This is a genomic window from Methanogenium sp. MK-MG, assembly GCF_009914725.1.
GTDB lineage: Archaea > Halobacteriota > Methanomicrobia > Methanomicrobiales > Methanomicrobiaceae > Methanogenium.
Window position 1 is genome coordinate 1 of sequence record NZ_JAAAWJ010000060.1, and the last position, 12,147, is coordinate 12,147.

Annotated in this window: 11 protein-coding genes and 1 pseudogene; 3 read left to right on the forward strand and 9 right to left on the reverse strand. The window is 54.7% G+C overall.

All coding sequences use genetic code 11. The features are described from left to right. Positions 1 to 5 precede the first annotated feature (5 nt). Both MKMG_RS08575 and MKMG_RS08580 read left to right on the forward strand, forming a co-directional pair. Complete coding sequence (locus MKMG_RS08575; RefSeq protein WP_254059148.1) at positions 6 to 566, forward strand: CDP-alcohol phosphatidyltransferase family protein; 561 nt, start codon at positions 6 to 8, stop codon at positions 564 to 566. 212 nt (positions 567 to 778) lie between these two features. Further along, the gene (locus MKMG_RS08580) at positions 779 to 1,726 is read left to right on the forward strand and encodes a hypothetical protein (RefSeq protein ID WP_165077313.1); all 948 of its coding nucleotides are present in this window, start codon (positions 779 to 781) and stop codon (positions 1,724 to 1,726) included. A gap of 412 nt (positions 1,727 to 2,138) precedes the next feature. Here the strand turns inward: MKMG_RS08580 and MKMG_RS08585 are convergent, their stop codons facing one another. The 6 genes from MKMG_RS08585 to MKMG_RS08610 all read right to left on the reverse strand — a co-directional run bounded on the left by MKMG_RS08585 (position 2,139) and on the right by MKMG_RS08610 (position 8,808). Then, entirely contained in the window at positions 2,139 to 3,329 is a 1,191-nt protein-coding gene (locus MKMG_RS08585; protein WP_254059147.1) for a PGF-CTERM sorting domain-containing protein, read from the reverse strand. A 2-nt stretch (positions 3,330 to 3,331) separates the two neighbouring features. After that, positions 3,332 to 4,042 carry a Yip1 family protein gene (locus MKMG_RS08590; protein WP_165077316.1) on the reverse strand — a complete coding sequence of 237 codons (711 nt, stop codon included), beginning with the start codon at positions 4,040 to 4,042 and terminating at the stop codon, positions 3,332 to 3,334. Positions 4,043 to 4,052: 10 nt separating this feature from the next. Next, positions 4,053 to 5,270 (reverse strand): deoxyguanosinetriphosphate triphosphohydrolase family protein, encoded by a 1,218-nt coding sequence (locus MKMG_RS08595; protein WP_165077318.1) that lies wholly within the window; start codon positions 5,268 to 5,270, stop codon positions 4,053 to 4,055. 27 nt (positions 5,271 to 5,297) lie between these two features. Beyond that, positions 5,298 to 6,683: an MATE family efflux transporter gene (locus tag MKMG_RS08600; protein ID WP_165077319.1), complete on the reverse strand. Its 1,386-nt coding sequence runs from the start codon at positions 6,681 to 6,683 to the stop codon at positions 5,298 to 5,300. A gap of 169 nt (positions 6,684 to 6,852) precedes the next feature. Further along, positions 6,853 to 8,187, reverse strand: coding sequence for a hypothetical protein (locus tag MKMG_RS08605; protein ID WP_165077321.1), 1,335 nt, complete (start codon positions 8,185 to 8,187; stop codon positions 6,853 to 6,855). Between the two features lie 72 nt (positions 8,188 to 8,259). After that, positions 8,260 to 8,808, reverse strand: coding sequence for a diacylglycerol/polyprenol kinase family protein (locus MKMG_RS08610; protein ID WP_165077322.1), 549 nt, complete (start codon positions 8,806 to 8,808; stop codon positions 8,260 to 8,262). Between the two features lie 150 nt (positions 8,809 to 8,958). On the opposite strand from MKMG_RS08610, the gene MKMG_RS08615 reads away from it, so the two are divergent. After that, positions 8,959 to 9,813, forward strand: coding sequence for an ion transporter (locus MKMG_RS08615; RefSeq protein WP_165077323.1), 855 nt, complete (start codon positions 8,959 to 8,961; stop codon positions 9,811 to 9,813). 11 nt (positions 9,814 to 9,824) lie between these two features. On the opposite strand, the gene MKMG_RS08620 is transcribed toward MKMG_RS08615, so the two are convergent. The 3 genes and pseudogenes from MKMG_RS08620 to MKMG_RS08630 form a co-directional block, all read right to left on the reverse strand. Continuing rightward, positions 9,825 to 10,943, reverse strand: coding sequence for a nitrogenase component 1 (locus MKMG_RS08620; RefSeq protein WP_165077325.1), 1,119 nt, complete (start codon positions 10,941 to 10,943; stop codon positions 9,825 to 9,827). Continuing rightward, complete coding sequence (locus MKMG_RS08625; RefSeq protein ID WP_165077326.1) at positions 10,936 to 11,925, reverse strand: nitrogenase component 1; 990 nt, start codon at positions 11,923 to 11,925, stop codon at positions 10,936 to 10,938. Before MKMG_RS08625 ends, MKMG_RS08620 begins: the two co-directional genes overlap by 8 nt. 13 nt (positions 11,926 to 11,938) lie before the next feature. Beyond that, positions 11,939 to 12,147 (reverse strand): annotated as a pseudogene (locus MKMG_RS08630) (nitrogenase iron protein); the annotation flags it as partial.

The window sequence follows — 12,147 nt, forward strand, 5'->3', positions numbered from 1 at the left end:
AATGGATCATTGAACCGGTAGCAGGCGGCATGGCAAAAGTCGGGTTCACCCCGAACGCCTGTTCGGTGATTGCCCTGCTGGCGGCGGTTGCCGGAGGGGCGGCGTTCTATTACGAAGCAGCCATGGCAGGGGTCATCTTTGTCCTCCTCAATGCCTTCTTTGACGGGGTGGACGGGGCGATTGCCCGTGTCACCGGCAGCGCGGGGATGAAGGGGGACTTCCTCGATCATGTCATCGACCGGTATGCCGACATATTCATCATCACCGGCATATTTGCAGGCCCCCTCGCCTCACCTTTTATCGGTGTCTTTGCCCTCACCGGTGTCCTGATGTCCTCCTACCTCGGGACACAGTCACAGGCGGTGGGCGTGGGCAGGGTCTACGGCGGCATCCTCGGAAGGGCCGACCGTCTGCTCCTCCTGATCATCTTCGGCATCATTGCCGCATTCATTCCGGGAGCGGTGTATGCGGGCATCACGGTGATGGACGTGATGCTCATCATCTTCGGTGTTCTGGGTCATATCACCGCCCTGCAGCGTTTCCACGGAACATGGAAACAGCTCTGATATTTTTTTTCTTTTGTGGTACGGCCTGAACCCGGCATTACCATTCTGACTCAGGTCACCATACCGGTCATTGATTCGAAGAGGATGAGGACGTTCCCCCTCCCCTGTGAATAATCGTCTCTGTCAAACGGTAACGGTATATCATGTATCCGAAACCCTTTTCCGTCTTGTGAAAGACTGAGCACTGTTGTATGGGGGGGTGCATAAAAATAATGAAAATGTATAAACTCGGTTTCCTGTTGCTTGCGATACTGGGGATAGCCATAATCACATCGGTATATCTTTTCGGCGGAATACCCGGAAGTGAGGATTTAGGATCACCGGTAACCGTCTCCACCGGTTCAGGCACCATATATATTCTCTCAGCAGAGATGCCGACCGTGAATGAGACGTATCCGGTGTATAAAACAGTCACACCAGTCGTAACAGAGGACTACGTCAGAGAAATTGCAGAAATATTCAGTCTTGAGGGTGATATTTCAACCATGGGTTCCGGGATTCTCCAGATAAAAAATACATCAAAAGAGCCGGACGAGCGGATTGAGGTCTTCATAAATTCCGGGGGATTCCGGTATACGATTCCGGATAAAATGTTCCCAACCGTTGATCATCAACCGGATTTACCCTCAGATGATGAAGCAAAGGTGATTGCCGAAACATATTGTGCGGACAGAGGCCTGCTCCCTGAAGGGGACTGTTTCAATCAGGTATCAGTCTATTTCAGTCAGGGTGCATGGGATGCCGGGAAAGAGATCAGTTCCTATAACGTCACCCTTGCGGCTCAGTGCAGGCAGACCATCAATGATCTTCCGACAATAGGAGGGGCAACAACGGTCTACATCGGCGAAGGTGGTGAAGTGGTGGGGGTGACAAAAAAATCCCGGGAACTGGAAGAAAAACCTGTCAGATATTCCAACATCATCAGTCCAGAGCAGGCAACGAAAGAATTAGCAGCGGGAAATGATGTCATTACACCACTGGAAGGGAATTATGATAAAGTGACGATTACCGACATCTCACTTGCGTACTGGATTGAACCTCTGGTCTCTTCCCAGGAATATGTGTATCCGGTGTATGTCTTTTCGGGAACGGCAGAAGGTAATGGGGAAAGCTATCCGGTCTACCGATACATATGGGCAATTCCCTCTGCGGAGAGATAGCAATTTCTCTATTTTTTATCTGCCAGTCAATAAAGGAAGGAAAACATGGAAATCAGGAACGGGGGCTACCACCCATCCCTGTTTTTTGTCACCCTTTATCCACCCTCTTTGACCCCCTGTGCTGGAGAATTGGGGGGTGAAATGGGCGTATTTTTTGTTCTTTTTTTCCGGCGGGAAAATACGGTTGTAATGCCTTTTATTTGCTAAAAATACGGATTATCGCGGACTAATGAGGGGTCGTCATTAGTGAATATTTTAGGAGGATGTATTGGATGTCTCGACTGGGAACTGCCCACTCCGGGCTTCTGTGTGGACGCATTTTTCCGGGGCAAAAATCCGCAGGATATGGCATTTAAACGCTATTTGACTGCCGATGGCAAAACATAAAATTATCCATTCCCGGCGCACATCATCAGAACCGTCTTTTTATCAGATAGCCTGCGAAAAAGAGTGCCACAGCCGCAATACCCACCTCAAACCCCGGTGATGCCGACGCCGTCTGATCTTCAAGTGGAATAAGATATAGATCATCGCCATCACTCATGACAATCGTTTTTCCGTCAGGCGACCACTGTTGCATAAAGTATCTCATGTTTCCAGGAGTAAGGGCTGTGAGATCGGAACCATCGCTCTTCATCACCCAGAGTCCCGTCTGGTTTCCGGACTCCGACCTGAACGCGAGCCTGCTGCCGTCCGGCGACCAGACCGGGGACTGATCCCAGTTCCCGGAGGTCAACTGCTTTGAACCTGACCCATCAACCGTTGTCACCCATATAGAGAATTCAGGGAATTTATCAGGGGGAGCAGCGACGACATACGCGAATGCGCCCCCATCGGGTGACCACATATATTCTGACACATTCCCTTCGCTGCACGTCACCTGCATCTTTCCTGTTCCGTCGTCACTCATGATCCAGATCTCCCTGTTCCCGGAGGTATCCGAGAGATATGCAATATTATTCCCGTGGGGCTGCCACTGGGAAAAACGAGCATCCCCACCGGTCGTCAGTTGTCGCTTGTTGCTGCCGTCTGTATCCATGGCCCAGAGATCTGCTTCTTTGCGTATGGCCGAATAATTCACCGCAGGTGATCCTTTTGCAACAGTATCAACGAAGGACTTCCAGATAGCCGCATTATCAAAGAGACAGGATGTATAGACGATCTGCTTCCCGTCAGCGCTCCAGTCCGCCCCGTATCCGGAGAGCGTCAGACCGGGGATGATGCGGCCTCCTTCGGTCAGGCGCACCCTCCCGGTCCCGTCCGGGCTCATCGTCCAGAGATCAAACTCCCCTGCAGAAACGGATAGGAAGAGAAGAGTCTTTCCGTCAGGTGACCAGGGATCAAACGGGGCGAACTCCCACGAACGGTTGTCCGTCACCTGCCTCAGGTTCTGTCCGTCATGCTCCATCACCCGGATGCCGGCATGGCTGCCATCAAACGAAGTGAAGGCGATCTCTTTTCCATCCGGCGACCAGAACGGATACGAATCGAGTGCCGAATCGTTCGTCAGCTGGATGATAGATGCTGCCGCTACCGGAGGGGCACATGCGATCAGCAATAGAACAACACATACTGATTTTCGGTTCATACCGGATTTTTTCATATTCACAATCCTGCATACTGTTTGGATACTATTACCAGTTTCCACAGAAGCCATACGATCTTTACAAATATTGCCAGCCCTACGGGAACGAAAACGGTCACCCTCGCCTGACGAGAGGATAGGTTTCGTGCATGATGCATACCTGCGGTCCAGAGGAACCCGCACCAGAGGAGAACAGAGATCGTAACCCCTGCATCAATCAGTGATGTGATAGTTGCATGTGCTGCCACATGGGAGGGAATGAAATAATCCTGAACCGGCATGGAGATGAGCTGGAAGAGAATCAGGAGAAGGAGACTGCCGATGACCAAGGGGACGCACCCGTACCCCACAGAGGCAAGAGTTCCGGAGAACGTACCCCGACCCACATAAAGGTATGAAATCCCATAGAACACTGCCGAATAATACAGCCACACTAAAAATGGCTGGAGGATTATTACAAACAGGCCCAGGTATATGGTTGGGTACATGGACGGGTCACCGATTTCCAACGAACGAATGAGGCCAGTGACATCATCATAATTTCCGGCAGTTTCGACCAGAAACAGACCAAAGACAATAAGGAACGGAATTTTCAGATCAACAGGTCTGGCCGACTGCCCCGTGAAAAATTGATCGGGTGAGAAGAGCAACAGTCTCAGCTGTCGGAAAAATGAAGCTGTCCGGATGGGAAGGTTTTGTTGTAAAACAACACATACCGTCTTTAGATCCATACTGACACCCTCACCCGACATTCAACTTATCCAGCCCCATCTTCCCGGCATGATTCCGGAAATGCCGTTTCGGAATCAACAGTTCCCGCGGAATGGACTCAAAGTATTTGTCCGTCATGCCCGCGATATAGTCCCGCACCAGTTCCGCGGGCGATGCCGCCGCGATATATGCCGGGGAGACATACTCCGCTCTGATAAGGTCTTTGTAGATGAGCGAGTCCGTGTGCTCCTTTTCGATGTCGGTGAGGAACCGTTCAAACTCAAAGGCATAGAGTGCCCGGATCGTGTCGTCCTGTGCGTGCAGGACTTCATTCTCATAGATCATATCATAGTTGTATTTTTTGAGTGCCTGCACACAGGCCGATACCTCCGGTGAGAAACGGACCTCCCCGCAGCCGAAACTGCAGGCGATGACATCCCGGCAGACCGTGTCGATGATGGACGCGTTAAACCGGCGATAGTCTCCTGTCAGGGCGAATACCCTTCGGCAGTCATCAGGGAGACCAGGAAGGGAGGAGGTGAGAAAACCAACTTCAATCGCGTCCTGCAGGTCCCGCCCGAGATAAGCGATGGTGTCTGCAACCCGCACCACACAGCCTTCAAGGGTGCCGGGTGCCGGGTCGCCGCCATGCAGCAGCTGCTCCTTTTTCCGGGAGAGTCCGGCAAAGCTGGTGATTAGGTCAGGGGTAAGCCGGGTATTGTGCACCTCACCGTTATGGCAGAGTATGCCGTCCAGGACCTGCAGGGTGAGGTTCGTGTCCTCTATCGTGTCAAGAAACTGTACGCTCTGCACGTCATGGCGGAAGGAACCGATATGGTGTGTTTTACAGAGAGCAGAGAGGCACTCCTCCCCGAAGTGCCCGTAAGGGGGGTGGCCGATGTCATGGCCGAGGGCAATCGCCTCAATCAGGTCCTCATTTAAGGAGAGGGCACGGCCGATGGTTCGCCCGATCTTTGCCACCAGCTGGATATGAATCGCACGATGGGTGATATGCTCGTTATCCAGCAGATAAAAGACCTGGGTCTTGTCAATATACCGGGAGAATGCCCGGGAGTGGATGACCCGGTCAACATCCCGGAAAAAGGCGGGCCGGATGATCCGGTCTTCTGCAAGCCCGCCGTCACGGCGAATGGCCGCATCGTCACGGCAGGCATGGGGAGATAACAGAGATGCCTTCTCCTCCTGCCACCGGGTGATCTCCTCTAACTGTGCACCGGTGATCTGCATTGTATGTGCATTGCCTGCCACACCTCATTAAACCGATTCCTCCGGGACATCCACCTGCCGGATGAGCTTTTTGGTATAGACTCGTGCCCAGACAAATCCAACGCCGGCACCGAGGGTATTCCCGATGACAAGGCCCCACCAGATGCCCATGATGCCCCAGCCAAAGGTGACTGCAAGAAGATAACACGAGACAACTATCAAGAAGATAGTGCGAATAAGGGTGATCACGAGTGAGTCCAGACCACGGCCGAATCCCTGTAGAAGTGAGGCGGAGAAGATCCCGAAACTCATCGCAGGGAAGAATAAGCAGACCGTCTGCAGGAAGGTGACGAGGCCGGGGTAGAGGTGGGCCGCATCCTCACTATAGGTGAAGACATGAGCAACATACGGGGCAGAGATGTAGACTGCAACAGTGACAACGAGGCTGATTGCGACTCCCAGCCGGATGGCATAGAAATACCCCTCCTCTGCCTTGCGGATGAGGCCCGCCCCGTAGGCCGCCCCACATACTGAGACGACCGCAGTGGTGATGGCAATAAGAGGCGTGATGCCAATCGTAATCACCCGCCAGCCGGTGACATAGATGGCGACCTCGTCTGTGGTTGCCACCAGAAGAATGAGGAGGTTGAGAGCGAACGTCGTCAGTGCCATTGAGACATGCTGAACAGATGCGGGAATGCCAACCTTCAGAATTTCCCATGTGATCGGCCGGGAGAACGAAAAACCGGCAAAGGAGATCTGCACATGGGTATCCCGTTTCACAAAAAGCCACCAGAATATCGGGATACAGGCAGAGATGAATGCGACAAGCGTTGCCCATGCCGCACCTTCGACACCAAGCCCCAGCCCGTATATGAAGATCGGGTCAAGAATAATATTGACAAGAGAACTGACGAGCATCACATACATCGTCCGTTTTGCATCCCCCTCACCGCGGAGTAGCGCGCTGCCGATGGCAAGAAAGAGAATGAAAAATGTGCCCATGAAGATGATGTCAGCATAGCCTGCGGCCATCGCAGCGACTGAAGTCTCCCCGAGAATCATCCCAAAACTGTCGGTGACTGAGAGCCCGGCGATGGTGATAATAACAGAGAATACGAGGACCAGCACTGCCGTGTGGCGGGCGACACTGTTCGTGCCTTCCGTGTCACGCATGCCGATATGACGGGAAACAGCCGCCCCCACACCGACACCCATACCGTTTGCAAAGCCGAATACCGCAAAGAAGAAGGGAAAGAAGAACCCGACCGCCGCAAGCGCGTCTGCACCAAGGCCTGCCACCCAGAATGCATCGGTCAGGTTATAGACCGTCTGGAGCAGCATACCGACCATCACCGGCCAGGCAAGGCTGCGGATGGCCGGTTTCGGATCTCCGAGAAGGGTCTCAACACCCGCCTTCATCTGACCTGTCATGCAGCGCCATCCGGGCCACAGAGGACCGCATTATGCACACAGGTGATGCCGTCAGGGGTGCGGGCCCGGTTCATACAATCATCTACCAGATACATTAACCGCAGAAATAATAATCCTGCGCCGGAGATTCCGGTACAGGAGATGGAGAGAAGACGGGAATATCTGAATGTCAATTTACGCAAGGGTCTTCCAGAAGAAAAGCCTGCATCGCACCCGCAAGGGCACGGATGTCCTGCGGGTTGTGGGCATCGGCGCAGGAAGGGATTATCACCGTCATCTCATCACGATAGGTGGAGACATAGGCACCGATACCCGGAGGGTAGGCCTCCCTGGTGGTGAGGTAGGCCGCGGTGACCTGCAGGGGCGTGTCACCTTCTCCATGCCGGAACGCTGCCGCAGGTGAAGGAATATTACCCACATTGCTCACAAAGGGATTCTTCCTCCCGGTGAGGCGGTAGTCCTCTGCCATGCCTTTCATAAAGACCTGCACCGCACCGGCACCGCCTGCATAGAGGCGTTCGTAAAGCACCATCGACCCCAGGCCAAAGTTCCCCTGCTTCATCTCCTGCATCGCCTCTGCAACAGCGGGCAGGGCCGTAGCCATTCCCCCGCAGCAGGCGGGAGAGAGGGAGAGTTCATAGGCAACCGAGAGGTTGCAGATACTGCGGGATGGCGCAACAGGGAGATACCTGCGCAGGTCCATTGCACCGAGAATGCCCAGAGAGTGAGCCTCTGCATACGCATCCCCGCAGACCTGCATGAGGGCACAGAAATAAGCCGCCATAATCCGGTCATTGAGGGTCACACCGGCAGCCTTCCCGGAGGTTCGCATGGTGGTGACCTGATCCGCTCCAATGGTAAATGAGTCCCAGACAACCTCCCCGCACGGACCATCACGGCAGGGAAACGACCAGTCGTCTGCAGACGCAGATTCATGTTCACACACGGCATCAAGTTCTTCGGCTGAGAACTGAACACTGACGGCATCTGTGCCGCGGGGTTCCCATGACGGGCCCTGGAAGAGAGGCGGCCTCCCCTCACAGACCCGCCGGTAGGCATCGGCGCAGAGGGACGCTGCCTGGAAGAGACCGTTTGCATCCATGGCCCCGTGGTGACCGGAGATGATGAGAATATCCCCCTCCTCTCCGGCACTCCTGCAAAGCCGCACTGCCAGCTGGGGACCGGTGAACGGGTCTATTGACGCAAGCGGGAGATGATTCAGGTCCATCGTCCCGGTGGTCTCATGGACGGAGAAGGCGGGTTTTTCACCCATGCCGGACTGCCAGTATCCCCGGTCCGCTTCCTCAACATAGTGTGATGCAAGGATGGGTGCCATCATGCCCGCTGCCTCCACCGCAGTCTCCAGGGCAGAGAGATCAAAGGCACCGTCTGCCTGCATGACAAGATGGAGCGTCGGATCATAGACCGCTGAAAAATGGACATTTGCAACATCAAATGCCGAAGCAGGGTGCATTCCGGCAGGGCGGGCCCGGGGATTTCTCATACTCACTCACCGAATCCGGGTTACGGGATAATATGCCTTTGTATCAGACCATAAAAAAAGGTGTATGCAGCCTCAGGCAAGGGCAAGACAAAGGAGGCAGACAACCGGGGGTATCACCAGGTTGTCTTCAATGGGTGAGACCAGTTCTGCGATGCCTGCAACAACTGCCGCCACAACCGCAGTGAGAGGTGGCAGGAGAAATGCAAGAGGGATGAATGCCGCAATGATACCACCTGTCGTGCCCTCCCATGATTTACCGTTGAAGACCCGGTGCCGGCCGAAATGCATTCCTGCCATTGTGCTGACAGAATCAAGGACCGCAAGGGTGAGCACCCCTGCCACGGCATAGTCCACGGGGAAGAAGATCAGGCAGAAGAGTGCAGAGAGCACAAAACAGACCGCGCCGTATCCCGGCATCCTTCCGGTGCGCTCAAGATTCTTCACCATCGCTGATGCAACAGGCACACGGTAGCCGCGGTCCACCAGGTCAATGAGCACAAACCCGCCGAAGAGGCCCAGGGCAAGCCCCATGATGGCATACTCTCTGCCAAGGACAAAAATCGCAAGGGCAATGAGGACACCAAACCCCAGGTGCACCAGCTGACGGCAGTCTTCATTCATTACCCGGTATTTGCGATACCAGCGGATAAATGCGCCGGAATTACCCCACAAACGGTGGCACGGGAAGAATATCACAGAAGAATCAAAAAAATACCAGACCAAAACCCTGAATAAATCTGATAAAAAATACTAACAGAGGAAGATGGACGGATGGGTCGGATAAAAGCGCGCATATTTGAGATTGTATCCTCGGCCAAAGAGGGTGACCGGACCAGCTTCTGGTTTGACATGGTCATCATCTGCCTCATCCTCATCAGCGTTGGAGAGTTAATTCTTGCAAGCGTCCCCGGTATGCTGTTTCGCTACTTTTGGATATTTGCCATCATTGAAATTGTCACGGCAGTGGCATTCGCCATTGAATATATACTCAGAATGTGGTCATGCACCGCAGATGAACAATACCAAAAACCCATTGCCGGACGAATCCGGTACGCCCTGACCCCGCTTGTCCTCATTGACCTCATATCCATACTGCCGTACTATCTCCCCTTCCTTATCCCGGGCGCCAATGTCACCTTCCTGCGGACACTCAGGGTATTTCGCTTCTTTAAACTGGGCAGGTATTCCCGTTCATTCCGGCTCATGATCAAGGTACTGGAGCGAAACAGGGAGTCACTGTTAGGTACGGTCTTCATCATCATGGTGGTGCTTGTCATTGCCGCCTCCCTCATGTACCAGATCGAAACTGCTGCCCAGCCGGAGATCTTCTCCAGTATTCCGGAGGCGATGTGGTGGGGCATTGTCACCATTGCAACCATCGGATACGGCGACATGGTGCCGATAACCCCGATGGGCAAGGCACTGGGCTTTGTCATCTCCCTCGTCGGCATCGGCCTTTTTGCCCTCCCTGCCGGTATACTCGCGTCGGGATTCTCCGAGGTCATTAAGGAAGAAGAGGAGGTAAAAAAGAAGCTGAATCAGGAAAAATATACCAACAGCACGAGTGAATATGACATCTGCCCCCACTGCGGACGGGAAATCCGCCAGGAAGACAGACAAAAATAATATTCAGAAATTTAGCATTCTTTTTTTTCTGCGTTTATCGCAGACTCGATGAGCCAGAGGACACCTTCACTACCTATCAGCGGGCGGTGGCAGAGCATTGAACTTTTGCGGATGGGAGTGGTTGTCTGCACAAAGGGCACATTCGGTGCAAGAGTCTCTTCATACCGGGACCCGATGAGAAGGTCAGGGTCACCTGCCGCAATCATCTCTTTCACGGCCCCCAGGTCCGGGGCCCAGATGCATACCGAGCCCTCAGGCGGCTGGTTGCGGGCACCCGCACAGCATATCTCCGCATCCAGGAAGGTGGTGAAGAGGTCTGCAGCCATATCAACGTAACCGGCCATCCCGAAGAGCGCCACCCGCGGCGGGTCGCTGACACGGAGGTAGCGGTCACATGCCTTGACCACCAGTTCTTCGGTCTCCTCACATATATCCATGACCGGGGCGCAGTCTGCATCCGGAAACAGATCCGACAGGGCAGAAAAGGTCATCTCAATGGCATCCAGTCCACAGAGTGACCCAACGGACTGCCCGATGCCTGAGGCCACATCGGGAAGCGCGGTCACCGTCATCTCCGCCGGTCTGAGGGCGGAGGCCAGCGTATCGGCGCAGTACCGGGCTGCAACCGGTATGCCCGCACGGGCGAGCAGGCGTTCGGCTTCCATCCGGTTGCCGGCGGCAAAGGGATCGGTCGACATGAGCCCGTCGATGTTCACCCCTTCACGTGACGGGTCAGTCTCTGCCGGGAATGCTGCCAGCGCAAGCCTGTAGCCATCCGTCATGTCGCCACAATAGCCAGGGGCATCGATGATCAGGGGGTCGCACCCGGCACAGTAGGGGCCGAGGTCCTCGCCGATGGTCGCAGGCACACAGGTGTTAATGACCACAATCTTCTCGCTGAATGGCACAAGGGCCTCTGCCACCTCATGCAGACGGTCACCGGTGCCGAAGATTACCTCATCCTCAACAAGACAGGTGCAGTTCACCGGGTCAGGGATGAGAGAGTCTGCAAAGAAGTAGCAGCCTGACGCCCCGTGTATGATAACGCCTGTCCCGTCCAGCCCGGCCATCGCCGCGGCGGCACCGACCATCGCACAGGGCCAGAGGGGAGTAATGCATGGTTTAGCCATCGATAAACCTCCGCCACTGCCGGAGCATCCGCCGCAGGCCGAGCGTGCCCACCGGCATACAGAAGGGAATGGGAATAACCGTGCCTTCCGTTGAGACCCTGATACCCACGGCCTCTGCCACCTCGGCAAACATTTCCATCTCTGCTGACTGGAACCCGAATGAGTCAAAGGTCACATACTCACCTGCCAGATCTGAGAATTCATCCGCAAGTCCGGTCTGCCGCTCTTCTTCGGCACGGACCGCATCCGTTGTGTCCCGGCCGGTGAGACGGCCCGCATCCCCGATGAACTGCAGTGTTGCAGAGAGTCCGACCGGAAACTCAGGGAGGGAGGGGATGCCGGTGCAGGCATTGAAATGCCGCCCCAGTATGCCATCTTTGTCCTCCCGGAAGAGGTTCAGCCCCGCATCCCCGAACCTCCCGATATCCTCCACCGTGATGTCACGCACATACCGGATGTTCACGTCAAGGTCCAGCATACCGAGGATGCGGGATACCTCCCGGAAATTGTCCTCTGCCTCGAACTCCAGGTTCTTCTCACCCACAATATTCACTTTGTCCGGGTCCTGTTCACCGGGGGAAATAAAAGAAGAGAGGGCGGTGAGTGTACTGTTATAGCCATCTGTGAAGGTACCGCCGAGAAACCCTGAACTGGGCACATAGACGACCGGGCAGTCCCACGACTGGCTGCAGATACCTGCCACATCATCCCCGATGGTCTCTGAGACACAGGTGCTTGCGACCACCACCGCAGCCGGGTCATCTGCACAGACAGTGTTCAGTGCATCATGGAGTGCATCCTCGCCGCCGAATATTATCTCATTCTCACCAAGTCCCGTAGATACAATCTCCGGGATGCGGAAGACGTCGTGTTCGGCAAGGGTGGTGTGCAGGAGTGATGCATTGATGTGGGTGCACCCGTCCGGGCCATGGATCAGGGTCACTGCATCGGTCAGAAAGGCACTGACCGAGAGGACGCCCATGACCGTACAACCCTCATACCTTGAGGTGCGACCGGGCAAGTTCTTCGAGTTCATGCATCTCAAGGGGGGTGGGGATGGTGAGTGTCGTGTTTTCCATAATCGTACGGGCCAGTTGCCGGTAGACCTCTGCCTGATCTGACTCCGGTGCGTACTCGATGACCGTGCGCTGGTTCACCTCTGCAACCTGGACGATGTTAGCACGGGGAATATAGGCAATCATAC

Coding starts and splice junctions, on each gene's coding strand:
- MKMG_RS08580 (WP_165077313.1), top strand. CDS start 779: ATGAAAATGTATAAACTCGGTTTCCTGTTGCTTGCGATACTGGGGATA.
- MKMG_RS08585 (WP_254059147.1), bottom strand. CDS start 3,329: ATGAAAAAATCCGGTATGAACCGAAAATCAGTATGTGTTGTTCTATTG.
- MKMG_RS08590 (WP_165077316.1), bottom strand. CDS start 4,042: ATGGATCTAAAGACGGTATGTGTTGTTTTACAACAAAACCTTCCCATC.
- MKMG_RS08595 (WP_165077318.1), bottom strand. CDS start 5,270: ATGCAGATCACCGGTGCACAGTTAGAGGAGATCACCCGGTGGCAGGAG.
- MKMG_RS08600 (WP_165077319.1), bottom strand. CDS start 6,683: ATGACAGGTCAGATGAAGGCGGGTGTTGAGACCCTTCTCGGAGATCCG.
- MKMG_RS08605 (WP_165077321.1), bottom strand. CDS start 8,187: ATGAGAAATCCCCGGGCCCGCCCTGCCGGAATGCACCCTGCTTCGGCA.
- MKMG_RS08610 (WP_165077322.1), bottom strand. CDS start 8,808: ATGAATGAAGACTGCCGTCAGCTGGTGCACCTGGGGTTTGGTGTCCTC.
- MKMG_RS08615 (WP_165077323.1), top strand. CDS start 8,959: ATGGGTCGGATAAAAGCGCGCATATTTGAGATTGTATCCTCGGCCAAA.
- MKMG_RS08620 (WP_165077325.1), bottom strand. CDS start 10,943: ATGGCTAAACCATGCATTACTCCCCTCTGGCCCTGTGCGATGGTCGGT.
- MKMG_RS08625 (WP_165077326.1), bottom strand. CDS start 11,925: ATGGGCGTCCTCTCGGTCAGTGCCTTTCTGACCGATGCAGTGACCCTG.